The organism is Catellatospora aurea, assembly GCF_042663325.1.
Lineage (GTDB): Bacteria > Actinomycetota > Actinomycetes > Mycobacteriales > Micromonosporaceae > Catellatospora > Catellatospora aurea.
This window is the reverse complement of record NZ_JBHTAC010000031.1, coordinates 49,659-75,905: the sequence shown is the minus strand read 5'-3', so window position 1 is coordinate 75,905 and position 26,247 is coordinate 49,659. Positions and strand designations below refer to the sequence as shown.

Here is a 26,247-nt window from a genome sequence, read left to right as displayed (position 1 = left end):
GCCAGGGTCGCGACACGCCGTCGAACCCGCCCATAAGTTCATGATCAACGCGGGTGGGCGGGCGGGTGGGGGTCAGAGCCAGCCTTGGGTGCGGGCGGTTTGGACGGCTTCCATGCGGTTGCGGGTGCCGGTCTTGCCGATGGCGGCGGAGAGGTAGTTGCGCACGGTGCTCTCCGACAGGTGCAGGCGGGTGGCGAGGTCGGCGATGGTCGCGCCGTCGGCGGCGCTGGCGAGGACCTCGCGTTCGCGTTCGGTGAGCGGGTTGGGGCCGGCGGCCAGCGCGGCGGCGGCCAGGGCCGGGTCGATGACGGTCTGCCCGGCGAGCACCCGCCGGATCGCCTCGGCCAACTCCTCGACCGGCCCGTCCTTGACCAGGAAGCCGCGCGCCCCGGCGTCCATGGCCCGGCGCAGGTAACCCGGCCGGCCGAAGGTGGTCAGGATCAGCACCTTGCACGACGGCACGGCGGTGCGCAGCTGCGCGGCGGCGTCCAGGCCGGACAGGCCGGGCATCTCGATGTCGAGCAGCGCCACGTCGGGCGACGCCGCGACGGCGGCGGCCGCGACCTCGTCGCCCCGGCCCACCTGGGCCACCACCTCGATGTCGGGTTCCAGGCCGAGCAGCAGCGCGAGCGCGCCGCGCATCATGCCCTGGTCCTCGGCGAGCAGCACCCGGATCACCGACGGCCCCCGGGCAGCACCTTGATCGTGAGCGGGCAGGCGGGTCACGCCAGGGCTCCGGCGGGCGCGGTGGCGCGCAGCACGAAGCCGCCGCCGGACAGGTCCACGGTCGACAGCGTGCCACCGACCAGGGCCAGGCGCTCGGCCAGACCGCGCAGGCCGTTGCCGGGCATGGCGTCGGCGGGGACGCCCCGGCCGTCGTCGCGCACTTCGAGCTGCCAGTGGTCGGTGCGGCTGAGCGCGATCACGCAGGAGCCGGCTCCGCTGTGCCGGATGACGTTGGTGGCGGCCTCGCGGACCGCCCAGGCGAAGGCGTCGTCGACGGCGGCCGGCATCGCCTCGGCCGTGGCCCGCACGGTGGGCTCGATGCCCGCGTCGGACAGCGCCGCACCGGCCGTGGCCAGCTCGGCGGCGAAGGCGCGGGCCCGGTAGCCGCTCACCGCCTGGCGCACCTCGGCCAGTGCCGTACGCCCGATCTGCTCGATCTCGGCGGCCTCGCGGGCGGCGGCGGCCGCGTCGCGCCCGGCGGTGCGGCGTACCACCTCGGCCTTGACGACGATCAGGGAGAGGCTGTGGCCGAGCAGGTCGTGCAGGTCGCGGGCGAAGCGCAGGCGCTCGCCCTCCACGGCGGCGCGGGCCAGCTCCTCGCGGGTCGCGCTGAGCTCGCGGATGAGGCGCATCATCCGGCGTACCACCATGATCAGCGCGCCGGCCATCACGGTGTTGAAGACCGACTCGGCGATCTCCTTCGCGGGCTCGCCGTGCAGCAGACCCAGCGCGATCTGCGCCGCGACCATGGCGGCCAGCCACAGGTACGCCCAGGGCAGCGCGTACAGCGCCACCCCGGCGGCGGCCAGGTAGAGCACCAGTCCCACCCAGCCGCCGGGCTGCCCGCCGAAGGCGGCGGCCAGCGCCAGCCCGACGACCGTGACCAGCCCGAGCAGCGCCTGATCACGCACGCCGGGCCGGGCCGCGGAGCTGAATCCCTGCACGACGACGAACAGGTACAGCCCGACGAAGACGGCCAGGCCCAGCCCGGCCGCCACGGGCGCGGAGACGTCGCCGGCCAGCACCGCGTGCGCGGTCGGGGCCAGCGGCCACAGCCACAGCGCGGCGAACAGCGCACCCCGGCGCCGCCCACGGCGGCGCACCGCCGCGGCGGCCGCCGAGCCGGGCGGGTGCGACGAGATCGCGCCCGCCCGGCTCAGGCCGTCCAGGAACCCCGACATCACCGCAGCGCCGCCGAGCGGCGGTAGGCCAACGCCGCGAGCCCGCCGAAGGCCACGGCCCAGGCGGCGAGGATGGCTACCCCGCCGACGGGCGGCGCCTGCCCGGCGACCACGGACCAGCCCAGCTCGGCGAAGCGGTTGCTGGGCAGCCAGGTGGCGATCGACGCGAGCACGTGCGGCATCACCGCGACCGGCACGAACAGCCCGCCGAGGAACGCCAGCCCGAACACGCCCAGCATGCTCACCGGCTGGGTCAGCTGCGGCGGCAGCGTGAAGCCCAACGCCAGGCCGAACGCGGCGAACGGCAGGCTGCCCAGCCACATCAGCACGACCAGCGCGACCCACTGCCCGGCGCTGAACGACACCCCGTGCGCGAACGCGGCGACCAAACCCACCGAGACCACCGGCGGGATCGCCAGCAGCGAGGCCAGCAGCGCCTTCACGGCGACCACCTGGGTCGGGGCGAGCGGCGTGATGCGCAGCTGGCGCAGCCAGCCGGAGGCGCGCTCCTGGGACACCGCGATACCGACGGACAGGGCGCCGACCAGCGCGCCGTACGCGGCCATGCTGACCATCAGGTATGCGGCGACGTCCACCCCGCCGACCTGGCCGGCGTCGCCGGAGCTGCCGCTGCTGATCGTGTAGATCAGCACCGGCAGCACCACGGTGAAGATCGCCATGCGCGGCTCGCGGATCAGGCGGCGCAGTTCGAAGACGAGATAGGCGCGCACGGTCACTCCTTGCCTGCGGCTGCGGTGAGGGACAGGAAGGCCTCTTCCAGGCCCGCTCCGGTGATCTCCAGGTTGCGCCAGGCGTGGCCGTCGGCGAGCAGGGCGCGCACAGTGCGGTCGGAGTCGTCGCAGCGCAGCAGGGCGCGCTCGCCGCGCGTCTCCGCCTCGACCACGCCGGGCAGCCGCCGCAGCACGTCGAGGTCGGTCCCGGCGCGGTCGAAGCCGACCGTACGCCCGCCGGTGAGCTGCCTGATGTCGGCTCCGCTGCCGTCGGCGACGACCCGGCCCCGCGCGATCACGATCACCCGGTCGGCGAAGTCGTCAGCCTCTTCCAGGTAGTGCGTCGCGAACAGCACGGTGCGGCCGGTGGCGGCGTAGCGGCGCATGGCCGCCCAGAACGCCTGGCGGCTCTCCACGTCCAGCGCGGCGGTGGGCTCGTCGAGCACGAGCAGTTCGGGGTTGCCGGCCAGGGCGAACGCGAAGCGCACCCGCTGCGTCTGGCCGCCCGACAGCTTGTCGAGGCGGCGCCCGGCCAGCTCGGTGAGGTCGGCCGTGGCCAGGATCTCCGCCGTGGGCAGCGGGTCGCGGTACAGCGCGCGGGCGAGTTCGACCAGCTCCCGGACCGTGGCGTTGGCGGCGAAACCCGACTCCTGCAGCATCGCGCCGACCTGGCCGGCCCGCACCGCCTCGGTGGGGCTGGCGCCGAACACGCGTACCGTGCCGTCCGTCGGCTCCAGCAGGCCGAGCAGCATGTTGATGGTGGTGGACTTGCCCGCTCCGTTGGGGCCGAGCAGCGCCACCGTCTGGCCGCGGGCGATGGACAGGTCGATGCCGTCCACCGCCCGCACGGGGCCGTAGTTCTTCGCGACCGCTTGCAGCCGCACCGCTTCCGTCATGCGTCCGACGCTAGGCGGAGCCGGGACGGCCGGTCAGATCCGGCGATCCCGACTCCGGCAGGACAGATGTCCTAGGCCTTGGTGGGGACGACCGGGTCACCGATCTTGACCTGCGGGTTCGGCATGCGCATGCGGCGGAACGTGATCGCGCGCATGACCGCGTACATGTACAGGGAGCCCATGCGCTGCGTGGTCTTGGGGTAGTTCGCCTTGACCAGCTTCTTGATCTTCCGGCAGATGAAGACGCTGTCGACGACCACGGCCAGCGCCAGCAGCAGCCAGATCACGTTCGCGGCGAGCGCGATGCGCGGGTCGCGGACCTGGATCAGGAAGAAGATCAGGAAGGCGCCGCCGAAGAACCAGGTGCCGACGGTACGCCGGGAGTCGACGTAGTCGCGCACCAGCCGGCGCTCCGGTCCCTTGTCCCGGGGCAGCAGGTAGCGCTCGTCACCCTTCTTCATGCCGGCCATGGACTCGGCCCGGTCGGCGCGCATCTTCTCGCGCTGGCGCTTCATCGCCTCGCGGCGGTTCGCCGGCGGCGGCTCGGCCTTGCGGCGCTGAGCCTCGGTGCGCTTCGGCGTCGCCTTGCCCTTGGCGGGCGTGTACGAGCGCGAGGCGCGCACGATCTCCGTGGCCTCCGGCTCTTCGGCCGGGGTCGCAGCGGAAACGTCGGTGGTCTTGCGGGAGAACAACGGCACGCAGCAAGGGTAGCCGACCCGCGGCCGCAGCCGACGGCCACCGCGTGGCGACCTGTGACGAACAGCTCCCACCCAGGCCGCCGCCCCGCCCGGGGCGCGCTCGGCGCCTGCGCCTTGAACAGACGTTGGCCTATCTCGTCGAGTTTTGCAGATCAAACTCGATGAGATAGGCCAACGTCCACGAAAAACGGGGTGCCTGTGGGGCGGGTGGTGCGGGTGGTCAGCGGGAGACGGTCGCGCCGAGGCCGGCGAGCTTGGCCTCGAAGTCCTCGTAGCCGCGGTTGATCAGGTCGACGCCGTGCACCCGGGAGGTGCCCTCTGCGGCCAGTGCCGCGATGAGGTGGCTGAAGCCCGCCCGCAGGTCCGGGATGATCAGGTCGGTCGCGTGCAGCTTGGCGGGGCCGGCGATGACGGCGCTGTGCCGGAAGCCCATCCGGCCGAACCGGCACGGGGTGCCGCCGAGGCAGTCCTGGAAGACCTGGATGTGCGCGCCCATCTGGTTCAGGGCGCTGGTGTAGCCGAAGCGCTTCTCGTACACCGTCTCGTGCACCACGGACAGGCCGTTGGCCTGGGTCAGCGCCACGACCAGCGGCTGCTGCCAGTCGGTCATGAAGCCGGGGTGCACGTCGGTCTCCAGCGCGACGGGGCGCAGGTCGCCTCCGGGGTGCCAGAAGCGGATGCCGCCGTCGACCGGGTTGTCGTCGATCTCGAACTCGCCGCCGATGGACCGGAACACGTTGAGGTACGTCGTCATGTCCGCCTGGCGGGCGCCCTTGACGGTGATGTCGCCCCGGGTGGCCAGCGCGGCCGAGGCCCAGCTGGCGGCCTCGATACGGTCCGGGATAGGCCGGTGCGAGAACCCGCCCAGGCGCGGCACGCCCTCGATCTCGATCACCCGGTTGGTGTGCACCTTGATGATCGCGCCCATCTTCTGCAGGATGCAGATCAGGTCGATGATCTCCGGTTCGACCGCGGCGTTGCTCAGCTCGGTGACGCCCTCGGCGCGGACGGCGGTGAGCAGGATCTGCTCGGTCGCGCCGACCGACGGGTAGTTCAGCTCGTACTTGATGCCGTGCAGGCCGTCCGGGGCGGACAGGTGCAGGCCTTCCGGGGTCTTGTCGACGACGGCACCGAAGCGCCGCAGCGCCTCCAGGTGGTAGTCGATCGGGCGCGGGCCGATGTGGCAGCCGCCCAGGTCCGGGATGAACGCGTGGCCGAGCCGGTGCAGCAGCGGGCCGCACAGCAGGATCGGGATCCGGCTGGAGCCGGCGTGCACGTTGATCTCGTCGATGCCGGCGCGCTCGACGTTGGACGGATCGAACCGCAGCTCGCCGTCGAGGTCGCCGTTGGTCACCTTGACGCCGTGCAGTTCCAGCAGACCGCGCACGATCTCCACGTCGCGGATGCGCGGGACGTCGTACATCCGGCTCGGGCTCTCGCCCAGCACGGTGGCGACCATGGCTTTGGAGACCAGATTCTTGGCCCCGCGGACCCGCACCTCGCCCTTGAGCGGGCTACCTCCGCTGACGATGAGCACGTCGTCCGACAAGGCGACCTCCTGGGTGTGGCGCGAGTTAATTGCAAACCCCGGCAGCATAGCGCTGCGTGATGTGTGACGGAACACGGGAAGCTTAAATGAGTACGAGCACCGCGATTCGGACGCGGTGCTCGCACTCAGAGTAACCAGTCGCCTACGGGAGTGCCAGCATCTGGTCCAGCGCCACCCGAGCGTGGTGCGCGGTGTCGGGGTCGACCGTGATCTGGTTGGGCACCCGGCCCGCGACCAGCTCCTCCAGCGCCCAGACCAGGTGCGGCAGGTCGATGCGGTTCATCGTGGAGCAGTAGCAGACCGTCTTCTCCAGGAACATGACCTGCTTGTCCGGGTGCGCGGCGGCCAGCCGCCGGACCAGGTTCAGCTCGGTGCCCACGGCCCACGCGGAGCCGGGCTCGGCCGCCTCCAGCTTCTTGATGATGTACTCCGTCGAGCCCACGTAGTCGGCCTCGGTGACCACCTCGTGGCGGCACTCCGGGTGCACCAGGATGTTCACGCCCGGCACCTGCTCGCGCATGGCCAGCACGTTCTCCAGGGTGAACCGGCCGTGCACCGAGCAGTGCCCGCGCCACAGGATCATCTTGGCGTCGCGCAGCTGCTGGTCGGTGAGGCCGCCGTTCGGCTTGTGCGGGTCGTAGAGCACGCAGTCGTCGAGCGAGTAGCCCATCTCCAGCACCGCGGTGTTGCGCCCCAGGTGCTGGTCCGGCAGGAACAGGACCTTCTCACCCTGGGCGTACGCCCAGTCCAGCGCGCGCTTGGCGTTGGAGGAGGTGCAGACCACGCCGCCGTTGCGGCCGACGAAGCCCTTGATGTCGGCGGAGGAGTTCATGTAGGTGACGGGCACCACGGAGTCCGCGATGCCGAGGTCGCTCAGCAGGTCCCAGCACTGCTCGACCTGCTCCAGCACGGCCATGTCGGCCATGGAGCAGCCCGCGGCCAGGTCCGGCAGGACCACGCGCTGAGTCTCGGAGGTGAGGATGTCGGCCGACTCGGCCATGAAGTGCACGCCGCAGAACACGATGAACTCGGCGTCGGGCCGCGCCGCGGCCTCGCGGGCCAGCTTGAACGAGTCGCCGGTCACGTCGGCGAACTGGATGACCTCGTCGCGCTGGTAGTGGTGGCCGAGGACGAAGACCCGGTCACCGAGCGCGGCCTTGGCGGCGGCGGCACGCTCGACCAGCCCGGGGTCGCTGGGCGCGGGCAGGTCGCCCGGACAGTCGACGCCGCGTTCGGAGTTCGAGTCCTTGCCGCGGCCGAGCAGCAGCAGTACGGGAGCAGTCACGCCTCCCATCGTCGCACCAACCGGGCGCGACAGGCTCGCCCGCACGGCTGTGGCCTGCCCCACGGCGCTCATCGGCGGCCGGGGCGTGGGACGCGGTCACGCCGGTCGCCCCCGCGGCCGGAGCGGGTCACTATCGTGCAGCCCATGCGAGTGTTGATCTGTCCCGACAAGTTCGCCGGCACCCTCACCGCGGTGGAGGCGGCGCAGGCCGTCGCCGAGGGCTGGCGGGAGGCCGCCCCGGCCGACGAGCTGATCTGCCGCCCCATCGCCGACGGCGGCCCCGGCTTCGTCGAGGTGCTGCACGCCTCGATCGGCGGCGAGCTGGTCGAGGTCGACACGACCGACCCGCTGGGCCGCCCGGTCCTCGGCGCGGTGCTGCTGGCCGGGGACGAGGCGGGCACGGCGTACGTGGAGAGCGCCCAGGCCTGCGGCCTGCACCTGGTCGAGCCGGGGGAGCGGGACCCGAAGACCACCTCCTCGTACGGCCTCGGCGCGCTGATCGAGGCCGTGCTCGCGCACGGGGCCCGGCGCGTGGTGATCGGGCTCGGCGGCTCGGCCACCAACGACGGCGGCGCAGGGCTGCTCGCCGCGCTCGGCGCGGTCGGCCTGGACGCCGCGGGCGAACCACTGGCCCCCGGCGGCGCGGCCCTGACCACCTGCGCATCCCTCAGCCTCGGCGAAGGGGGCGGCCTGCTCCCGGGGGGCGTCGAGCTGATTGCAGCGACCGACGTGGACAACCCGCTGACCGGCCTGCACGGCGCGTCGGCGGTGTACGGCCCGCAGAAGGGCGCGACCCCGCAGGACGTGACGCTGCTCGACGCCGCCCTGGCCAACTGGGCCGCGGTGCTGGAGCGGGAACTGCCCGGCTGCCCCGCGAAGCTGGCGGAACTGCCCGGCGGCGGCGCGGCGGGCGGCCTCGGCGCGGCGATCCTGGCCCTGGGCGGCACCGTCGCCTCCGGCATCGACCTGATCCGCGAGCTGACCGGCCTGGACGGGGTGCTGGAGAACGTCGACCTGGTGATCACGGGCGAGGGCTCGTTCGACCACCAGTCGCTGCGCGGCAAGGCCATCTCCGGCCTGGCCGGCGCGGCCCGCGACCTCGGCATCCCGTGCGTGGTGCTGGCCGGCCGGGTCACCACCGGCCGCCGCGAGCAGGGCGCGGCCGGCGTCACCGAGGCCCACGCCCTGGTCGACCACTTCGGCAGCGTCGACCTCGCTCTGGCCGAACCCGCCCGAGGCCTCCGCGAACTCTCCGCCCGCCTGGCCCACCAGTGGTCCCGCTGACCCGAGGCAAAGGAAGGGCACCTTCCCATCGCTACGCGTAGAGGAAGGTGCCCTTCTTGACGCCGGTGTCGGCGATGATCGCCGGTCGGTGGCGGATCCTGTGGTCAGGCCGCACCTTCTGACACGAGATCGCGCGCCACCCGCTGGGCGGCGTGGCGGCCGGGCCGCCGGCCCAGTACGGCGGCCAGCAGGCCGAGCAGCGAGATCGCGGTGACCAGGCCGATGGCGGGCACGAAGGTGTCCGGCAGGCGACCCGGCTCGATGGCCCCGCCGCCGACCACCGCCGACGTGACGGCCAGCGCGATCGCGCCGCCGACCTGGAACGAGCTCTGCACCAGCCCGGAGGCCAGCCCCTGCTCGTCGTCGGCGACGCCGTTGGTCGCCTGCACGTTCAGGGCGGAGAAGCTCAGCGCGAAGCCCAGCCCGAGCAGCAGCGCGGTCGGCAGGATCACGGTGCCGAACTCCGGCTCCGGCCCGGCCCGCAGGAACAGGGCGTACGCGGCGACGAACGCGACCATGCCCAGGGCGATCAGCCGCCGGGTGCCGTACCGCGTGATCAGCCTGCCGACGACCGGGCCGGAACTCGCCACGATGATCCCGGCGGGCAGCAGCGACAGCGCCATCTGCAGCGGCGACCAGCCCAGCACGGTCTGCAGGTACAGCGCGACGATGAACTGGAAGCTCAGGTAGCCGCCGGACACCGCCATCGCGGTGAGGTCGGCCCGGACCAGGCTGCGGTTGGCGAAGATGCCCAGCCGCACCAGCGGATGCGCGACCGTGCGCTCGGCGATCACGAAAGCGGCGGCCAGTGCCACGACCAGGGCCAGCGAGCCGAGGGTACGCAGCGAGGTCCAGCCTGCCTCGGGCGCGTTGACGACGGTGAACACGAGCAGCAGCAGCGCGCCGGTGGAGGTGGCCGCGCCGAGCACGTCGTAGCCGCCGGGGTTGCGGGCGCCGTCGCGCGGGATCAGCCGCAGGCCCGCGATCAGGGCGAGCACCGCCAGCGGCGCGGGCAGCAGGAAGGTGACCCGCCAGTCGATCTCGGTGAGCAGCCCGCCCAGGATCAGGCCGGAGGAGAAGCCGCTGGCCCCGAAGACGGTGTAGATGCCCAGCGCCCGGTTGCGCACCGGCCCCTCGCGGAAGGTCGTGGTCAGGATGGACAGGCCGGCCGGCGCGGTGAACGCCGCGGCCAGGCCCTTGACGAACCGGGTCGCGATGAGCAGCGTGCCGTCCTCGACCAGGCCGCCGAGCACGGACGCGCCGGCGAACACGGCCAGGGCGATCAGCAGCACGCGGCGGCGGCCGAGCAGGTCGGCGGTGCGCCCACCGAGCAGGAGCAGGCCGCCGTAACCGAGCACGTATCCGCTGACGATCCACTGCAGCGTCGCGGTGGACAGGCCCAGGTCGGACTGGATGGCGGGCAGAGTCACGCCGACCATCGAGACGTCGAGGCCGTCGAGGAAGAGCACCGCGCACAGCACCAGCAGCGTGCCCCACAGCCGCGGGGTCCAGCGCTGGTCCGCGGGGGCCGGAGAGGAGGTGTCGGGGGCAGGTGGCGACAGCGTCGCGGTGGAGGACATGGTCGGTACGTTAGTTGCACGTGCATTGAATGCGCAAGCATAAAATGCGTTCACATTTACTGCACCTGCATGTTATGCTCCGGGCATGCCCGACGAGGTGGCCGTGAAGGCGTGGCGAGAACTGTCCCGGCAGTACGCGACGCTCTCGTGCGCGCTGGAGAGCGCACTGCAGGAGCAGCACAAGCTCGGCATGAGCGAGTTCGAGGTGCTGGACCGGCTGGTCGGCGCCCAGGACTGCACGGGGCTGCGCATGCAGGAGCTGGGTGAGCAGATCCACCTCAGCCAGAGCGCGCTGTCGCGCACCGTCGCCCGGCTGGAGAAGGACGGGCTGGTGGAGCGGCAGCTCTGCACCTCCGACCGGCGCGGGGTGTTCGTGCATCCCACCGAGGCCGGGCGGGAACGGCACGCCGCGGCGCGGCCCACCCACCGCGCAGTCATCAACACCACACTGGGGCAGTAGCCCGTGAGGCGCTCTGGGGAATCAAACCGGGGCGCGCTAGCGTTACCTCGAAGGATTATCAGCACTTCACGCTTGGGGAGCACCACGTGACGACGCCCGACATCTCGACGCCCGACAGCAAGACGGACGCCACCGGCATCAACCTCACCGAGGTCGCGGCTGGCAAGGTCAAGGCTCTGCTGGAGCAGGAGGGTCGCGACGACCTCCGGCTGCGGGTCGCGGTCCAGCCCGGTGGCTGCTCCGGCCTGCGTTACCAGCTCTTCTTCGACGAGCGCGAGCTCGACGGCGACATCGTCAAGGAGTTCGGCGGTGTCGAGGTCGTCGTCGACCGGATGAGCGCGCCGTACCTGGCGGGCGCGACCGTCGACTTCGCCGACCGCATCGACGCGCAGGGTTTCACCATCGACAACCCGAACGCCGGCGGCTCCTGCGCCTGCGGCGACTCGTTCCACTGATCGTCTGAGCTTCGCGCCGCCCCGATGTGGGCGACGACACAAGCGGCACTCCGGCCACGCCGGAGTGCCGCTGTCGTATGTGCGTCAACCGGTACGCTTTCCGCGCCCATCTTTCGCCGACCTGAAGGTCAACCATGAAGATCTGCGTTACCGGATCGATCGCCACGGATCACCTGATGCACTTCCCGGGCCGCTTCGCGGACCAGCTCATCGCCGACCAGCTGGACAAGGTCTCGCTGTCGTTCCTGGTCGACGACCTCGTGATCCGGCGTGGCGGCGTGGCGGCGAACATCGCCTTCGGCCTGGCCAAGCTGGGCCTGCAGCCGACCCTGGTCGGCGCGGTCGGCGTGGACTTCGCCGACTACCGCTCGTGGCTGGAGCGCAACGGCGTCGACTGTGATTCGGTGCACGTCAGTGAGGTGGCGCACACCGCCCGCTTCGTCTGCACCACCGACGAGGACCTGTGCCAGGTCGCCTCGTTCTACGCCGGCGCCATGAGCGAGGCCCGCAACATCGAGCTGTCCCCGGTGCACCAGCGCCTCGACGGCCTCGACCTGGTCATCGTCGGCGCGAACGACCCGGTGGCGATGGTGCGCCACTCGCAGGAGTGCCGCGACCGGGGGTACGCGTTCGCCGCCGACCCGTCGCAGCAGCTGGCCCGGATGAGCGGCGAGGACGTGCTGCAGCTCATCGACGGCGCGCAGTACCTGCTCACCAACGAGTACGAGAACTCGCTGCTGGAGCAGAAGGCCGGCCTGACCTCGGACGAGGTGCTGGAGCGGGTCAAGGTGCGGGTCACCACGCTGGGCAAGAACGGCGTCCGGATCACCGGCCGCGACTTCGCGCCGATCCACGTGCCGGTCGCCCGCGAGATCCAGGTGTACGACCCGACGGGCGTGGGCGACGGGTTCAGGGCCGGCTTCTTCGCGGCCCTGTCCTGGGGCCAGGGCCTGGAGCGGGCCGCGCAGGTCGGCGCGCTGCTGGCCACGCTGGTGCTGGAGACCGTCGGCACCCAGGAGTACGACGTCGAGCCGGACAACTTCCTCAAGCGCCTGGCCGAGTCCTACGGCGACGCCGTCGCCGCCGACATCCGGCCCCACCTGAACTGACCTGCCCGGAAGGGCGATCGAAGTCGGCGTGGGGCGTTGCCCCGCGCCGACTTTGCTCTGCACCCATTCGCTTGCTCTGCACCCGAATACGCAACGGCGCAGCGCCGCCGAACGGGTGCCGTGTTGCGTCGGTGGGTGCAGAGCAAGCTTTTGGGTGCAGAGCAAATGCGCGCGGGACCAATACCTGATCAGGCGCGGAGCGGAGCGGACTCAGCTGAGGCGGCGGACGTCGAACGCGGGGGAGCCGTCGACGGAGACCGCGCCGAGGTACTCCTGAGCACGCATACGGCACCACGCGGGGATGTCCACGGCGGCGGCCGGGTCGTCGGCGAGCACGCGCACGACCGCGCCGACCGGCACCGTCGGCAGGCGCTTCGCGAGGGCGATCACCGGCAGTGGACAGCGCTGCCCCAGACAGTCCAATACGTCGACCGGGGTGTCCGGGTTCACATGCCCACCTCCGCCCGCAGCGCGGCGACGATGCCGGGCAGTTCGGCGAGGAAACGTTCCACCTGGTCGGCGGTGGTGTCGCGGTGCAGCGACAGCCGGATGTTGCCGTGCGTCAGCACGCCCATCGCGGCCAGCACATGGCTCGGCCGCAGTGTGGAGGACGTGCACGCGGACCCGGACGACACCGCGAAGCCGCGCCGGTCGAGGGCGGTGAGCAGGGCTTCTCCGTCGACGTACAGGCAGGAGAAGGTGACGATGTGCGGCAGCCGGTCTGCCGGGTCGCCCACGATCTCCACGTCGGGAACCGTTGCCGCGACACCGGCTCGTACGTGGTCCACCAGCGCGGACAGGCGTTTTGATTCCTGTGCCGCGGTCTCGTGCACCGCGTGCAGCGAGGCGGCCGCCGCGAGGATCGCGGGCAGGTCGGGCGCGCCGGGGAAGCGGCCCGACTCCCGGTCGTCGGCCGGGTAGGGCGACACCCAGCGGGTTCCTTTGCGTACCACCAGCAGGCCGACCCCGGGTGGACCGCCCCATTTGCGGGCCGAGCCGGTCAGCAGGGACCAGCCGTCCGGCACCGGAACCCGGCCCAGCGACTGGGCGGCGTCGACATACAGCGGCACGCCCGCCGCGCGGCACGCGGCCGCCGCGGCGGCGACCGGCTGCACCGTGCCGACCTCGTGGCTCGCGCTGATCAGTGCGGCCAGCGCCGCCCCGGGCGCGGACACGGCCGAGGTCCAGGCGTCGAGGTCGACCCGGCCGAGCAGATCCACCGGCACCTCGGTTTCGGCGCCGCCGTCGCGTACGTGCCGCTCGCCGGCATGCAGCACGGCCGAGTGCTCGATCGCCGAGCGGACCAGGGTCGCGCCGGCGCGGCGGCGGCCGGCCAGCCCACCCAGGACGGCGGCGTGCGCGGCGGTGCTGCCGCTGCTGGTGAAGGTGACCTCGTCCGGGCGTACGCCCAGGACCTGCGCGAACGTGGCGCGGGCCGCGTCGAGCAGCAGGCGGGCCCGGCGGGCCTGGGTGTAGAGCTTGCCCGGGTCGGCCCAGCCGTCGTCGAGCGCGCCGAGCAGCGCCTCGCGTGCTGCGGGGTGCAGCGGCGTCGCCGTCGCCGCATCGAAATACGCGCCGCGCACGTCTTCGCCCTGATCGATTGGTCCGGCCTGCCGGGGATCTCCCACCCCTCGACGGTATCGTGATCTAGCGGTGACGGCAGTCGTCGCCGTCACCGATTCCCGCGGACACGCCGGATCACCGGGCCGACCCCAGGCCCGGCCGGGGCCCCGGGGTGAAGTACTCTGCGACCGTCGGTCACGCCCCTCACCGGTGCGTCCGAAGGTGGCGCTGCTAAGGGAGGCAGGAGCAGGTGGTCGCAACACGAGCCCGCAGGCGAGCCGTCGGCTTGAGCGCGATGGCGGTCATCACGGTGACCCTGCTCGCGGGGTGCAACGTCGGCGCGGCGTTCGATGGATTCGGCTGGCCCCAGGGCGGCATCACCCAGCAGTCCGAGCGGATGTACGACCTCTGGGTCGGTTCGGTCGTCGCGGCCTTCGCCGTGGGCTTCTTCGTCTGGGGTCTGATCTTCTGGTGCGTGGCGGCCTACCGCCGCAAGCGCGGTGACGCCGACCTGCCCACGCAGACGCGGTTCAACCTGCCGATCGAGATCCTGTACACGGTGCTGCCGTTCCTGGTGATCGCGGTGCTGTTCTACTACACCGCCGTCGTGCAGACCGACGTGAACAAGCTGACCAAGAACCCGGACGCCACCGTCGAGGTCGTCGCGTTCAAGTGGAACTGGCAGTTCAACTACCTCTCCAGCCCCGAGGTGGACGCCACGAAGGTGGAGAGCACGCCCGGCGACAGCAACTACATCCCGGTCGTGGTCGTCCCGGTCGGCAAGACCGTGCGCTTCGTCGAGCACAGCAACGACGTCATCCACTCGTTCTGGGTCCCGGAGCTGCTGTTCAAGCGCGACGTGTTCCCCGGCAACGTGATCAACCAGTTCGAAGTCAACATCACTCAGGTGGGCAGCTACGTCGGCCGGTGCGCCGAGCTGTGCGGCACGTACCACTCGATGATGAACTTCGAGCTGCGGGCTGTGACGCCGGAGAAGTACGCGCAGTTCGTGGCGGCGCTGAAGGCGGGCAAGAGCACTCCCGAGGCGCTGACCGCGATCGGCGAGACGCCCTACGCCACGACGACGACTCCGTTCCCGACCCTGCGCACCGCGAACTGAGGCTGGAGACATGAAGACCGAATACCGCATCTTCGTCGGCGTCGCGCTGTTCCTGATCGTCACCGCGGTGGTCTACGGCTGGTGGACGGACCTGTCCATGGGCGGGATCGAGTGGATCGGCACCACCGCGCTGGCGCTGTCGTTCCTGCTCTGCCTGATGTGCGGCGGCTACTTCTGGTTCGTCTCGCGCCGCATCGACCCGCGCCCGGAGGACCGGCTCGACGCCGAGATCGCCGACGGCGCCGGCGAGCTGGGCTTCTTCAGCCCGGGCAGCTACTGGCCGTTCGGCATCGCGATGTCGGCGCTGATCGCCTCGCTCGGGCTGGTGTTCTGGATGTGGTGGCTGATCGCGCTCGGCATCGTGTGCGTGCTGCTGTCCACCTCGGCGATGCTGTTCGAGTACTACACCGGCACCCGCCGTACTGCGGAGCACTGATCCTCCGCACCGAAAGCAAATGAAACCGGCCCCCTCCGATTCGGAGGGGGCCGGTTTCATTTCGTGAGTCCGCGCTACGGGGCGTACTTGGCAGCCGACGCGGCGGCGATCCAGCGTTCCAGGGCGGCGGCGGCCGCGCCGGAGTCGATGGCCTCGGCGGCGCGGCGCATGTTCGCGTGCAGCGCGTCGGTCAGCTCCTCGACCAGCGTGTCCGGGTCGGCGGTGCCCGCGCCCTTGACCGCCCAGTCGTGGGCGGTCAGCCCGGCCGCGGTGTTGACGAGCACGGCGTCGCGCACCGGTCCGGTCTCCCCGACGAGCAGGCGGCGCACGACGTCGGCGTTGAGCGACACGTCGCCGCCGCGCAGATCCCCGGGAGCGGAACGGGCCACGCCGAGATCGGCGGCGTCGATCGTGAGTGGGGTGACGCGCCCGCCACGAGCCACCCAGACGCGCGTGGGGGCGGCGGTGGTGAACTCGTCCAGGCCGTCCTCACCGCACAGCACCAGGACCGTGTCACCGCGGTCGGCGAACACCTGCGCCATGACGCCGGCCATCCGGACGTCGGCGCAGCCGATCGCGCCCGCGCGGGGCCGGGCGGGGTTGGTCAGCGGGCCGAGGAAGTTGAACGCGGTCGGCACGCCCAGCTCGCGGCGTACGCCGCCGGCGTGGCGCAGGCCCTGGTGGAACGTCGCGGCGAAGCAGAACGTGATGCCCGCCTCCTCGGCGACCGCGGCCACCTGCTCCGGGCTGAGGTCCAGCGGGATGCCGAGGAACTCCAGCACGTCCGCGGTGCCGCAGGAGGAGGAGGCGGCCCGGTTGCCGTGCTTGACCACACGCGCGCCGGCGCCGGCGGCCACGATCGCCGACATCGTCGAGATGTTGACGGTGTGCGCCTGGTCGCCGCCGGTGCCGACCACGTCGAGGGTGGCCGTGCGCTGCTCGTCGGTCTGCGGCAGCGGGGCCGCGTTCGCCAGCATCGTGGCGACCAGACCCGACACCTCGCCGGCGGTCTCGCCCTTGGCCCGCAGCAGCAGTGCGAACCCGGCGATCTGCGCCGGTGTCGCCACGCCCGACATGATCTCGCCCATCGCCCAGGCCGTGTCGTCCGGCGTGAGCTCCTCGCGGCGCAGCAGCGCGCCGAGCAGGTGGGGCCAGGTGTTCCGGTCGCCCATCGGGCCTCCAGGGGTGAAGGGCGTGGCGCGCGGTGCTCGGGTCAGGCGGCCACGGTCTCGTCGTGCAGCAGGTTGGAGATGACCTTCGCGGTCTCGATCGGGTCGAGCGGGTGCACCAGCGTCGCATCGACGCGGGCGTACGCCGCCAGCCAGCGGTCGGCCGAGCGGGCGATGACGACAACGCAGGGCGGGCACTCGTCGATCTCGTCCTTGAGCTGACGCGCCACGCCCAGGCCACCGCCCGGGGTCGCCTCGCCGTCCAGCACCAGCAGATCGATCTCGTAGTCGTCCACCAGCTTGACGCACTCGGCGTAGGTGGACGCCTCGACGAACTCGACATCGAGGTCGGGTGCCGGGTGCTCGCCGATGGCCAGCCGCATCCGGTCGCGAACCTGCGGGTCGTCGCTGTAGAGCAGGACGGTCTTGGTACTCATGCGCTCATCCTAAGCGGTGAAGTGATCTCGTGGTCGTGCGGTGCGCCGTCCGCGTCGACCTGCGCCGACCCGGCCGCTGTGGCGGCCTCCGCGGCGGCCTGTGCGGCCTCCTCGCGGTCGAGCTGGCGGTCGATGCGGGCGGCCTCCTGGCGGGACTGCTTGATCCACTGGACGACGAGGACCGCGAGCATGGTGACCGAGACCAGCTCACCGCCGGCCCAGAGCACGCCGCCGGCGGTCACCTGGTCGGCCCAGGGGTCCATCCAGGACAGGTTCAGCGACGGATACCAGTCGCCGCCGAGGAGGGTCTTCTGCTGCATGATGGTGAGCCCGAGCACGGTGTGAAACGGGACACTCAACAGCATCAGCAGCGCGCGGGCCGGATACGGCCAGCGTCCCGGCAGCGGGTCACGGCCCAGCAGGGGCCAGAAGAACAGGCAGCCGGTGGCGATGAAGTGCGCGTGCATGACCTCGTGCAGCCACTCGTGGCGCAGCGTCTGCTCGTACAGGCTGGTGAAATACAACGCGAACGGGTTCGCCACGAAGATGCCGAACGCGACCAGCGGGAACGCCAGCACCGCGGCGACCTTGCTGTGCAGCACCGCCAGCAGCGTGCGGCGCGGCCGGGCGGGCAGCGTGCGCAGGGCCAGCGTGACCGGCGCGCCCAGCGCCAGGAAGATCGGCGCGACCATGGACAACGCCATGTGCTGGAGCATGTGCACCGACAGCAGCGTGGTGTCGTATCCGCCGACGCCGCTCACCGTGACCAGGGCCAGCGTGCCCAGGCCGGGGCCGAGGAAGGCGACGGTGCGCCCCACCGGCCACCGGTCGCCGCGCATCCGCAGCCGGTGCGTGCCGTAGAGATAAAGCGCACCCGCCAGCAGCAGACCGACCGCGAGCCAGGAGTCGAGCCGCGCACCGGTCACCAGTGTCGCCACGGTGAACGGGGGAGTCTCGGCGGTCAAGGTCGCAACATTCGAGGTCAACGCGATGAAATGATCGACAGGCGGCACCACCCGAGGCTAGACCGTGCTCGTCGCGGGAGGTCCGGCGGGTCACGACACGCCGCCAACCAGGCACCCCGACGCTCGCCGATGCAGGTAGGGGGCAATAATGACCGCGTGACTGCCGCCTCAGCCATCGACAAGAGCAGGATCCACTCCCTGACCAGGCCCAACATGGTCAGCGTCGGGACGATCGTGTGGCTCTCCAGCGAACTCATGTTCTTCGCGGCGCTTTTCGCGATGTTCTTCGCGATCCGCGCCGCGGACTACGACCAGTGGATCCAGCACTCCCACGTGCTCAACCTCCCGTACGCGGTGTTCTTCACGACGATCCTGGTGCTGTCCTCCATCACCTGTCAGATCGGCGTGCTGCGCGCGGAGCGGGGTGACGTGTACGGGCTGCGGCTCTGGTTCACCATCACGTTCCTGATGGGCCTGACGTTCGTGCTCGGCCAGGTGAACGAGTACCGCGTGCTGGTCAGCGAGGGCATCAAGATCAACGCCGACGGGTTCGGCTCGATGTTCTACCTGACCACGGGCTTCCACGGCCTGCACGTGACAGGCGGTCTGATCGCCTTCATCATCTACATGATCCGCACCACCATGGGTCGGTTCACGCCGGCGCAGGCAACCTCGGCGATCGTGGTGTCGTACTACTGGCACTTCGTCGACGTGGTCTGGGTCGGCCTCTTCTTCATGATCTACCTGCTGGAGCGGATGTGAGCTCGGCTATGACACCAGACACCCCACGCCTGGCGGCGGGTGCGCCCAAGCAGCGCAGCCGGGTACGCCGGCGGCTGAACTCGGCGCTGCGCATGTTCGCCGCGCTGGTCTTCGCGGGCGGCATCTACGCGATCGTCGCGCCCGGCGGAGCCCAGGGCGCCGCCCCGCTCACCCCGGCCGCCGAGGCCGGCAAGGCGCTGTACGACGTGAGCTGCATCTCCTGCCACGGCGCGAACGCGCAGGGCGTCGAGGGACGCGGACCGAGCCTGATCGGCGTCGGCTCGGCGGCCGTGGAGTTCCAGGTGGAGACGGGCCGCATGCCGGCCGCCCGCCAGGAGGCCCAGGCGGAGCGCAAGGACCCGATGTTCACCAACGACCAGGCCCGGCAGCTCGGCGCCTTCATCCAGGAGCTGGGCGGCGGCCCGCAGCTCCCGGAGGGCGAGGACTTCGCGTCGAAGGGCGACATCGCCCGCGGTGGTGAGCTGTACCGGATCAACTGCTCGTCCTGCCACGCCTTCTCCGGCGGCGGCGGCGCGCTGTCCAGCGGCAAGTTCGCGCCGACCCTGGAGCCGGCCACCGACCGGCAGATCTACGCGGCGATGCTGACCGGCCCGCAGAACATGCCGGTCTTCGGTGACAACGAACTGACGCCGCAGGACAAGTTCGACATCATCGCCTACGTGCAGAACCTGAAGAGCGACAGCGACCCGGGTGGCTGGGGCCTGGGCCGTTTCGGCCCCGTGACCGAGGGTCTGGCGATCTTCCTGGTCGGCGTCGTGGCACTGGTCTTCGCAGCGCTGTGGATTGCGGGTAAGTCATGAGTGACACGAACACCCAGGTGCGCGACGCCGCGGGCGTCGACCTGGACAACCCGAACCTGACCCGGTTCGACATCGTGCGCGAGGGTGCGCGGCGCGACGGCGTGGAGATCGTCCACTACGAGGCGCAGTACCCGCCGGGCTCGAAGGGCGAGCGGCGCATGACCCGCATCGTCGCCTTCTTCTTCCTGCTCACCGGCATCATGTCGACCCTGTTCGTCATCGCCTTCATCTGGTGGCCGTGGGAGTACGAGCTGGGCCCGCACGCCAGCAAGTACTACACCCCGGTCCTCGGCCTGACCCTGGGCCTGGCCCTGGTCGGCGTCGGCCTGGGCATCCTCACCTGGGGCAAGAAGCTGCTCCCGCACGAGATCGCGATCCAGGAGCGGCACGACGGCCCGTCGGCGCCGGAGGAGCAGAAGCTCACCGGCAACACGCTGCAGTTCGTCGGCGAGGAGATGGGCCTGGGCCGGCGGCCGGTCCTGAAGTGGTCGCTGCTGGGCCTGGCCCCGCTGGGCCTGGCGGCCGCGGCGGTGCCGATCGGCGCGCTGATCAAGGACCCGCACCACCCGGACATCCTGTTCAAGACGGGCTTCGCCGGCGCGACGCCGCAGAACCCGATCCGGCTGATGCACGACGACGGCACGCTGGTGCGGCCGGAGCACGTGAGCACCGGCGGCCAGATCACGGTGTTCCCGAACATCCCGGGCGGGGCCAGCAACCACCACGCCGACTCGCCGACGCTGCTGATCCACCTGCGGGAGGACGACGCGGCGAAGCTGAACGGCCAGCTGTACACGATCAACCAGGGCAGCACCTGGAGCAGCTTCGTGGCGTACTCGAAGATCTGCACCCACGCGGGTTGCCCGGCGAGCCTGTACGAGCAGCAGACCAACCGCCTGCTCTGCCCGTGCCACCAGTCCCAGTTCCTCATCACCGACAACGCCCGGCCGATCTTCGGCCCGGCGACGCGGTCCCTGCCCATGCTGCCCATCAGCGTGGACAAGGAGGGCTACCTCGTGGCCACCGGCGACTACAAGGTGCCGGTCGGGCCGGCGTTCTGGGAGAAGGACTGACCATGAAGCGTCGCAAGGTTGACCTCAAAGCCCTCCCGGGCAAGACCGCCCAGGAGGTGGACACCCGGCTGCCCGTCGCCACCCCGCTGCGCGGCATGCTCAACAAGGTGTTCCCCGACCACTGGTCGTTCCTGCTGGGCGAGATCGCGCTGTTCTCGTTCATCATCCTGCTGCTGACCGGCACGTTCCTCGCGCTGTTCTTCGAGCCCTCGCTGCAGGAGGTGCACTACAACGGCTCGTACCTGCCGCTGCAGGGCGTGCAGATGTCGCGGGCGTACGAGACGGCGCTGGACCTGTCGTTCGACGTGCGCGGCGGCCTGATCATGCGCCAGATGCACCACTGGGCGGCGCTGCTGTTCATGGCCGCGATCGTGGTGCACATGTTCCGGATCTTCATGACCGGCGCGTTCCGCAAGCCGCGCGAGCTCAACTGGATCATCGGTCTGAGCATGTTCTGGCTGGGCTTCACCGAGGGCTTCGCCGGCTACTCGCTGCCCGACGACGCGCTGTCCGGCACCGGCCTGCGCATCGCCTCGGCGATCATGCTGTCCATCCCGGTGATCGGCTCCTGGGTGACGACGTCGCTGTTCGGCGGCGAGTTCCCCGGCGAGATCATCCTGTCCCGCCTGTACATCCTGCACGTCTTCCTGCTGCCGCTGATCCTGCTCGCGCTGGTCAGCATCCACCTGGGCCTCGTCTTCATCCAGAAGCACACCCAGTGGCCGGGGCCGGGCCGGACGAACAACAACGTGGTCGGCGAGCGCTTCGTGCCGCGATACACGATCAAGCAGGCCGGCTTCTTCATGCTCGTCTTCGCGGTCATCGCGCTGATGGGCGGCCTCTTCCAGATCAACCCGATCTGGCTGTTCGGCCCGTACGAAGCCGCGGTGGTCTCCGCGGGCAGCCAGCCCGACTGGTACGTCATGTTCCTCGACGGCTCGACCCGTCTGATGCCCGCCTGGGACATCAGATTCCTCGGGTACAACATCCCACCGCTGTTCTGGCCGACCGTGGTGCTTCCGGGCATCCTGACGGTGCTGCCGATGGCGTATCCGTGGATCGAGGCGCGCTGGAAGAAGGACAAGGCCTCGCACAACCTGCTCCAGCGTCCGCGTGATGTGCCGGACCGCACCGGTCTGGCCGCCATGGCGCTGGCGTTCTACCTGGTGCTGACGATCTCCGGCGGCAACGACATCGTCGCCGACAAGTTCCACATCAGCCTGAACGCGATGACCTGGGCCGGCCGTATCGGCCTGCTGATCCTGCCGCCGCTGGCGTACTACTTCGCCCGCCGCCTCGCGCTGGGTCTGCAGCAGCACGATCGCGAGGTGCTGGCGCACGGCGTCGAGACCGGCATCATCAAGCGGCTGCCGGACGGGCGCTTCGTCGAGGTGCACCAGCCGCTGGCCGCGCCGGACGAGCACGGCCACACCGACCTGCCGTACGTCGGCTGGACGGTGCCGAAGAAGATGAACCGCCTCGGCGCGCTGGGTCCGGCCGTCCGCGGCTTCTTCCGGCCGATCGAGCAGCCGGCTCCGCCGCAGCAGGAGGAGCAGCCGCGCGAGGAGATCACGAGCGGCAAGAGCTGATCCGGCAACGGTTCCGCACGGTGCGAGGGCGTCCACCCGAGGTGGGCGCCCTCCGCCGTTTCCGTGCCCGGGTGGGCACCGTCACCAGGTCGTGACGCCGCCGGCCACAGATCTTGGGGGACGGCCATGGCATAGTCGTGGCGTTTCAGACGTCGGCGCGCGGTTCGTTCCAGGAGGCAATCACATGATCACAGCAGGTCACGCGGGCAAGCGCGACCCGCGGACCGCACCGGCGGCACCCCGGCCCGTCGCGGCCACGGGCCTGGCCCGGCACGCCGTCTTCAACGGGCAGTGGACCCTGGGCTGCTGCGCGACGGTGCACACCGGTCCGGGCTGCCGGCCGATGTCGCTGATGCCCAACCGGTAGCCCGCACGGGCCCGTGCACGCGGCTCGGCGGCATGGTCGCCCCCGCGTCGTAGTCTTCCCCTCAGGACGGCGGGCAGGGGGAGCGGCGAATGCAGGACGCGCTGGCGGCGATGCAGGCACTGGCGACGGCCGAGGGCCGGGCCGATCCCTACCCGCACTACGAGCGGCTGCGCGCGGCGGGTCCGGTGGCGCTGCTGGGCGACGGGTTCGCGGTCGTCACCGGGTACGCCGAAGTCGATCAGGTGCTGCGGGACGCCTCGTTCCGGGTCACCGACGCCGTCGTGCTGGACCGGGCGATGCCCGGCTGGCGCACCGTCGCCTCCTGGCAGTGGCTGAGCCGCACCATGCTCTGGCAGAACGCCCCCGACCACACCCGGCTGCGTCGGCTGGCCGGCTCGGCGTTCACCGCCCGCCGGGTCGCGGCGCTGCGCGCGGACGTCACCGCGCTGGCCGAGGAGCTCGTCGAGCCGATCGCGGCGGCGGGCGGGCCGGTGGACTTCATGGACGAGGTGGCGTACCCGCTGCCCGTGTCGGTGATCTGCGCCCTGCTCGGGGTGCCGGTCGCCGACCGGGACTGGTTTCGGCCGCGGGCGCATGACCTGACGCTGGCCCTGGAGGTGTTCGCCGGCGACCCGCAGGAGCTGGCCCTCGCCGACGCGGCGAGCGACGAGCTGGCCGAGTACTTCGTCGACCTGCTGGCGCGGCGGCAGCGCGAACCCGGCGACGACATGATCAGTGACCTGCTCGCCGCGGGCGCGGACGGCCGGATCGGCGGGGCGGAACTCGTCTCACACCTGGTGCTGCTGCTGGTCGCGGGCTTCGAGACGACGACCAACCTGCTCGGCAACGGCCTGGCCATGCTGCTCGACCGGCCGGAGCAGCTGGCCCGGCTGCGTGCGGACCCGTCGCTGTCCCCGGCGTACATCGAGGAGATGTTGCGGCTCGACCCGCCCGTGCAGGTGACCTCTCGGTACGCCGGGCAGGACGCCGAGCTGGCCGGGGTGGCGCTGCCCGCGGGCACGGAGGTGCTGCTGGTGCTCGCCGCAGCGGGCCGCGACCCGCGCCGCTTCGCCGCGCCGGCCGACTTCCTGCCCGACCGCCCGTCCGTGCCGTCGCTGTCCTTCGGCGCGGGCGCGCACTACTGCCTCGGCGCGCCATTGGCCCGGCTGGAGGCCCAGATCGCCTTCCCCATGCTCCTGGAGAAGCTGCCCCACCTGCGCTCGGCAGGCGTCCCGACCCGCCGCGACCGCCTCGGCTTCCGCGGCTACGCCACCCTGCCCATCACGGCCTGACGGTCCAGCGCCGCGCGGGGCGGGGTCCGGGGTGGTCAGTGGCGGATCGGGAGCCAGGCGGTGATGCGGGGAGCCAGGGCCGCGCCGGCCTTGACCCACTTGAAGTGGTCCAGGGGCGCGGCCGCGTCGGCGGTGGTGAGGTGGTCGCGGTGGACCTTCGCGCCGGTCAGGGCGGCGACCAGGTGATCGGTGGTCTCCGGCGGGGTGTACTGGTCGTCGTCCACGCTGATCGCGAGCACCGGCAGGTCCACCCGGGACAGCCCCGCTGACGCGCCCAGGTGGGCGGGGAACTCGCCGTGGCGGGCGGTGTGCGCCCAGTCCCGGATGACACCGCGGGCCTGGCGGCCGCCGAAGCCCCAGCCGGGCCAGACCCGCAGGACGGCGGAGACGGCGTTGACGAACTGCGTCATGGCGAGCACGCCCAGCCGCTGCCGGGGGTAGGTCCGCCAGTACGGCAGCCCGACCGCGATCAGGACCAACCCGTCGACGCTGTGGCCCGTGCCGCGGGCGGCCTCGCGGGCCAGGTGCAGCACGCAGATCTGCCCGCCGAGGGAGTGTCCGAGCAGGATGGTGCGCCGTCCGGCGCGGTGCTCCGCGAGGGCCGTCAGGACCGCGGGGACGTCGTCGGCGAGTTCGGTGTAGCCGTAGCGGCTGTCCCGGCCGGGGCGGGGGGCGCTGTTGCCGGTGCCGCGCAGGTCGGCCACCGCGACGCCGAGGCCGGCCGCGTTGAGGGAGTGCGCGAACCGGGTGTAGTAACCGGCGGGCACGCCCATCGCGGGGAAGACGACGACCAGGGGAGCGTCGGGGTCCTGCGCGGGGTGGAGCTGTACGCCGATCCGGTCGCTGCCACGGTCCACGGTGAGCTGCATGGCAGCAGCCTAGACCGCGAGGTTACTCACAAGTAAGCACCGCGAGGTGTGACGCGGGCCGCTCGACGGGGTCACACTCGCACCGCTCAGAAGCCGATGGCGAACGCCTGTTCCAGGTCGTGCCGGGAGTACGAGCGGAACGCGATGTGCGTGTCGGTGTTCAGCACGCCCGGCACCTTCGAGATGCCGCCCGCGATGACCTCGGCGATGTGGTCGAACTCGCGCACCCGCACGATGGCGATCAGGTCCACGCCGCCCGCGACGGAGTACACCTCGCTGACGCCTTCCAGGTTGGCCAGCTCCTCGGCGACCTCCGGGATCGCGTCGGTCGCGCAGTCGATGAGAACGATCGCTGTGATCACCGTGGGCTCCTCACGCCGTGCGTCTGTCGATCATGAAGTTGTGGCCGCGACACGCCGCCGAGCCGTGCCATAAGTTCATGATCACTGTACCGGGTGTGGCGCGGGGACGGTGAGATCGGAGCCGACTCGGATCACGCGATGCAGGTTCTCGTGGGGGGCGACGGTGGCGCCGGGCCACAGGACGCAGTCGCGGACGGTGCCGTGCACGCGGGAGCCGGCGCCGAGCACGCTGCCGTGCGCCTCGCCGGTGACCTGCACGTCGTCGCCGAACAGGTTGCCGCCGCCGGCGGCGTCCAGGTTGGCGTCCAGGTAGTCGGCGGGGGTGCCGCAGTCGAGGTAGCGGCCGGGCAGGGGGATCACGTCCAGGCGTCCGGCCTGCTCGGCCGGCCGCCAGGTGGTGCGCACCAGCTCGCGCGGCTTGTCGGGCAGGGCCGCGGCGTCGGCGGCGGGCAGCAGCGACGCGCCCGCGAAGTTGTAGCCGCCGAACGGGTCGGGCAGCCCGGCCTTGACGCCGTGCATCCGGACCCGCTCGCCGTCCCACCCGGACAGCAGCGCGGCCAGGTCCTCGGGAGCGTCGGCGACCACGTACGCGTCGGCGTTGAGGACCAGCACCGCCCGCCCGTCGATCCAGCCGTGCAGGTTGCCCAGCGCCCCGGCGGTGCCCAGCGGCTCCGGCTCGAACGACAGCCGCACCCGGCCGTCGACGTGCTCGGCGATCTGCCCGGCCAGCCAGTGCGTGTTGACCGCGACCCGGTCCGGCCCGGTCAGCCCGACCTCGGCCAGCCGGTCGAGGGTGCGGTCCAGCAGCGTCTGGTTGCCGACCGGCACCAGGGCCTTGGGCCGCAGCATGGTCAGCGGGCGCAGCCGCGTGCCCAGGCCCGCGGCGAGCACCACGGCGCAGACGTCGTCGGGGGCTCTCACCGGGCCACGTCCATGTTGTCGCGCAGGTGCGCCTCCGGGCCGATGCCATAGTGGCCGAGCAGCCGGGCCGTCGCCGGGGTCACCACCGGCAGCTCGTCGACGGCGTGCCAGCGGGCCTCCCACACCTCGGCCCCGTCCACGCTGAGCGGGGTGCGGGCGGCGGGCACCCGGGCGGTGAAGACCATGTCCACCCAGTGCCCGCGGTGGTGCACCACCGCGTTCGGGATCGCCGGGCTGACCTGGTCGATGGTGAGCCGGATGCCGGTCTCCTCGGCCGCCTCCCGGCATGCCCCGACGATCGGGGGCTCCCGCCGCTCCAGCAGCCCGGCGGGCAGCGTCCAGCCGCGTCCCGGGGGCTGGCGCAGCAGCAGGATGCGCTCGGGCCCGGCAGCCTCGCTGTCGAAGATGAGCACCACCGAGCCCACCGAATAACGCGCGGTCACCAGCTTCACCATGCGGCTGCGCCAGCGCGGCGGGATCCGGTAGAAGACGCCGTAGCCGAAGGAGACGAGCTTCGTGCCCAGCGGCGAGCGCCGGTTCACCCGCG

The 26,247-nt window shown here is 71.6% G+C and carries 29 protein-coding genes; 12 read left to right on the top strand and 17 right to left on the bottom strand.

Translation table 11 applies throughout. The features are described from left to right. Positions 1–72: 72 nt before the first annotated feature. From ACFQO7_RS25755 to nadA, 7 genes are all read right to left on the bottom strand, one after another. A complete protein-coding gene (locus ACFQO7_RS25755; protein WP_376808783.1) occupies positions 73–678 on the bottom strand; it encodes a response regulator in 606 nt (201 codons plus the stop codon). 44 nt (positions 679–722) lie between these two features. After that, complete coding sequence (locus ACFQO7_RS25750; RefSeq protein ID WP_376808773.1) at positions 723–1,907, bottom strand: sensor histidine kinase; 1,185 nt, start codon at positions 1,905–1,907, stop codon at positions 723–725. Continuing rightward, positions 1,907–2,638, bottom strand: a complete 732-nt coding sequence (locus tag ACFQO7_RS25745; protein ID WP_376808772.1) for an ABC transporter permease — start codon at positions 2,636–2,638, stop codon at positions 1,907–1,909. The genes ACFQO7_RS25750 and ACFQO7_RS25745 overlap by 1 nt, the downstream gene beginning before the upstream one ends. A gap of 2 nt (positions 2,639–2,640) precedes the next feature. Then, the gene (locus tag ACFQO7_RS25740; RefSeq protein WP_376808771.1) at positions 2,641–3,534 is read right to left on the bottom strand and encodes an ABC transporter ATP-binding protein; all 894 of its coding nucleotides are present in this window, start codon (positions 3,532–3,534) and stop codon (positions 2,641–2,643) included. A gap of 71 nt (positions 3,535–3,605) precedes the next feature. Beyond that, on the bottom strand, positions 3,606–4,232 hold the full coding sequence (locus tag ACFQO7_RS25735; RefSeq protein WP_376808770.1) for a DUF3043 domain-containing protein: 627 nt from the start codon (positions 4,230–4,232) through the stop codon (positions 3,606–3,608). Positions 4,233–4,452: 220 nt separating this feature from the next. Continuing rightward, positions 4,453–5,781 (bottom strand): UDP-N-acetylglucosamine 1-carboxyvinyltransferase, encoded by a 1,329-nt coding sequence (gene murA / locus ACFQO7_RS25730; protein WP_376808769.1) that lies wholly within the window; start codon positions 5,779–5,781, stop codon positions 4,453–4,455. Between the two features lie 142 nt (positions 5,782–5,923). Further along, positions 5,924–7,075 (bottom strand): quinolinate synthase NadA, encoded by a 1,152-nt coding sequence (nadA, locus tag ACFQO7_RS25725; protein WP_376808768.1) that lies wholly within the window; start codon positions 7,073–7,075, stop codon positions 5,924–5,926. 135 nt (positions 7,076–7,210) lie between these two features. Here nadA and ACFQO7_RS25720 point away from each other — a divergent pair, with 135 nt between their 5' ends. Continuing rightward, on the top strand, positions 7,211–8,350 hold the full coding sequence (locus ACFQO7_RS25720; protein ID WP_376808767.1) for a glycerate kinase family protein: 1,140 nt from the start codon (positions 7,211–7,213) through the stop codon (positions 8,348–8,350). A gap of 104 nt (positions 8,351–8,454) precedes the next feature. On the opposite strand, the gene ACFQO7_RS25715 is transcribed toward ACFQO7_RS25720, so the two are convergent. Beyond that, a complete protein-coding gene (locus ACFQO7_RS25715; RefSeq protein ID WP_376808766.1) occupies positions 8,455–9,930 on the bottom strand; it encodes an MFS transporter in 1,476 nt (491 codons plus the stop codon). A gap of 85 nt (positions 9,931–10,015) precedes the next feature. Between ACFQO7_RS25715 and ACFQO7_RS25710 the strand changes: the two genes are divergently transcribed. From ACFQO7_RS25710 to ACFQO7_RS25700, 3 genes are all read left to right on the top strand, one after another. Beyond that, a complete protein-coding gene (locus tag ACFQO7_RS25710) occupies positions 10,016–10,390 on the top strand; it encodes a MarR family winged helix-turn-helix transcriptional regulator (protein WP_376808765.1) in 375 nt (124 codons plus the stop codon). 101 nt (positions 10,391–10,491) lie between these two features. Continuing rightward, positions 10,492–10,845 (top strand): HesB/IscA family protein, encoded by a 354-nt coding sequence (locus ACFQO7_RS25705; protein ID WP_203688041.1) that lies wholly within the window; start codon positions 10,492–10,494, stop codon positions 10,843–10,845. Positions 10,846–10,979: 134 nt separating this feature from the next. After that, entirely contained in the window at positions 10,980–11,954 is a 975-nt protein-coding gene (locus tag ACFQO7_RS25700; protein ID WP_376808764.1) for a carbohydrate kinase family protein, read from the top strand. A gap of 210 nt (positions 11,955–12,164) precedes the next feature. Here the strand turns inward: ACFQO7_RS25700 and ACFQO7_RS25695 are convergent, their stop codons facing one another. After that, entirely contained in the window at positions 12,165–12,404 is a 240-nt protein-coding gene (locus tag ACFQO7_RS25695; RefSeq protein ID WP_376808763.1) for a sulfurtransferase TusA family protein, read from the bottom strand. After that, positions 12,401–13,537: a cysteine desulfurase family protein gene (locus ACFQO7_RS25690; RefSeq protein ID WP_376808762.1), complete on the bottom strand. Its 1,137-nt coding sequence runs from the start codon at positions 13,535–13,537 to the stop codon at positions 12,401–12,403. Before ACFQO7_RS25690 ends, ACFQO7_RS25695 begins: the two co-directional genes overlap by 4 nt. Before the next feature lie 275 nt (positions 13,538–13,812). Here ACFQO7_RS25690 and ctaC point away from each other — a divergent pair, with 275 nt between their 5' ends. Next, a complete protein-coding gene (ctaC, locus tag ACFQO7_RS25685; protein WP_376808782.1) occupies positions 13,813–14,637 on the top strand; it encodes an aa3-type cytochrome oxidase subunit II in 825 nt (274 codons plus the stop codon). 10 nt (positions 14,638–14,647) lie between these two features. Next, positions 14,648–15,073, top strand: coding sequence for a cytochrome c oxidase subunit 4 (locus ACFQO7_RS25680; RefSeq protein WP_361045526.1), 426 nt, complete (start codon positions 14,648–14,650; stop codon positions 15,071–15,073). A gap of 74 nt (positions 15,074–15,147) precedes the next feature. Here the strand turns inward: ACFQO7_RS25680 and trpD are convergent, their stop codons facing one another. Genes trpD through ACFQO7_RS25665 form a run of 3 tightly spaced genes read right to left on the bottom strand, consistent with a single transcriptional unit; the run spans position 15,148 to position 17,644 of the window. Next, entirely contained in the window at positions 15,148–16,245 is a 1,098-nt protein-coding gene (trpD, locus tag ACFQO7_RS25675; protein ID WP_376808761.1) for an anthranilate phosphoribosyltransferase, read from the bottom strand. 41 nt (positions 16,246–16,286) lie between these two features. Then, complete coding sequence (locus ACFQO7_RS25670; RefSeq protein WP_376808760.1) at positions 16,287–16,679, bottom strand: response regulator; 393 nt, start codon at positions 16,677–16,679, stop codon at positions 16,287–16,289. After that, positions 16,676–17,644 (bottom strand): cytochrome c oxidase assembly protein, encoded by a 969-nt coding sequence (locus ACFQO7_RS25665; RefSeq protein WP_376808759.1) that lies wholly within the window; start codon positions 17,642–17,644, stop codon positions 16,676–16,678. The genes ACFQO7_RS25670 and ACFQO7_RS25665 overlap by 4 nt, the downstream gene beginning before the upstream one ends. A gap of 156 nt (positions 17,645–17,800) precedes the next feature. On the opposite strand from ACFQO7_RS25665, the gene ctaE reads away from it, so the two are divergent. The 6 genes from ctaE to ACFQO7_RS25635 all read left to right on the top strand — a co-directional run bounded on the left by ctaE (position 17,801) and on the right by ACFQO7_RS25635 (position 23,548). Then, a complete protein-coding gene (gene ctaE, locus ACFQO7_RS25660) occupies positions 17,801–18,406 on the top strand; it encodes an aa3-type cytochrome oxidase subunit III (RefSeq protein WP_120316188.1) in 606 nt (201 codons plus the stop codon). Positions 18,407–18,414: 8 nt separating this feature from the next. Next, complete coding sequence (gene qcrC / locus ACFQO7_RS25655) at positions 18,415–19,227, top strand: cytochrome bc1 complex diheme cytochrome c subunit (protein ID WP_361045529.1); 813 nt, start codon at positions 18,415–18,417, stop codon at positions 19,225–19,227. After that, positions 19,224–20,300: a cytochrome bc1 complex Rieske iron-sulfur subunit gene (gene qcrA / locus ACFQO7_RS25650; RefSeq protein ID WP_376808758.1), complete on the top strand. Its 1,077-nt coding sequence runs from the start codon at positions 19,224–19,226 to the stop codon at positions 20,298–20,300. The genes qcrC and qcrA overlap by 4 nt, the downstream gene beginning before the upstream one ends. A 2-nt stretch (positions 20,301–20,302) precedes the next feature. Continuing rightward, positions 20,303–21,889 carry a cytochrome bc1 complex cytochrome b subunit gene (qcrB, locus tag ACFQO7_RS25645; protein WP_376808757.1) on the top strand — a complete coding sequence of 529 codons (1,587 nt, stop codon included), beginning with the start codon at positions 20,303–20,305 and terminating at the stop codon, positions 21,887–21,889. A gap of 184 nt (positions 21,890–22,073) precedes the next feature. After that, entirely contained in the window at positions 22,074–22,256 is a 183-nt protein-coding gene (locus ACFQO7_RS25640) for a hypothetical protein (protein WP_376808756.1), read from the top strand. 89 nt (positions 22,257–22,345) lie between these two features. Beyond that, positions 22,346–23,548 carry a cytochrome P450 gene (locus ACFQO7_RS25635; RefSeq protein ID WP_376808755.1) on the top strand — a complete coding sequence of 401 codons (1,203 nt, stop codon included), beginning with the start codon at positions 22,346–22,348 and terminating at the stop codon, positions 23,546–23,548. A gap of 35 nt (positions 23,549–23,583) precedes the next feature. Here ACFQO7_RS25635 and ACFQO7_RS25630 read toward each other — a convergent pair whose 3' ends face one another. The 4 genes from ACFQO7_RS25630 to ACFQO7_RS25615 form a co-directional block, all read right to left on the bottom strand. After that, complete coding sequence (locus ACFQO7_RS25630) at positions 23,584–24,417, bottom strand: alpha/beta hydrolase family protein (protein ID WP_376808754.1); 834 nt, start codon at positions 24,415–24,417, stop codon at positions 23,584–23,586. 86 nt (positions 24,418–24,503) lie between these two features. Next, positions 24,504–24,779: an Lrp/AsnC family transcriptional regulator gene (locus tag ACFQO7_RS25625; protein ID WP_203687908.1), complete on the bottom strand. Its 276-nt coding sequence runs from the start codon at positions 24,777–24,779 to the stop codon at positions 24,504–24,506. 81 nt (positions 24,780–24,860) lie between these two features. Next, positions 24,861–25,700, bottom strand: a complete 840-nt coding sequence (locus ACFQO7_RS25620) for a nucleotidyltransferase family protein (RefSeq protein WP_376808753.1) — start codon at positions 25,698–25,700, stop codon at positions 24,861–24,863. Continuing rightward, positions 25,697–26,242, bottom strand: a complete 546-nt coding sequence (locus tag ACFQO7_RS25615) for an NUDIX hydrolase (protein WP_361045853.1) — start codon at positions 26,240–26,242, stop codon at positions 25,697–25,699. The genes ACFQO7_RS25620 and ACFQO7_RS25615 overlap by 4 nt, the downstream gene beginning before the upstream one ends. Positions 26,243–26,247 lie beyond the last annotated feature (5 nt).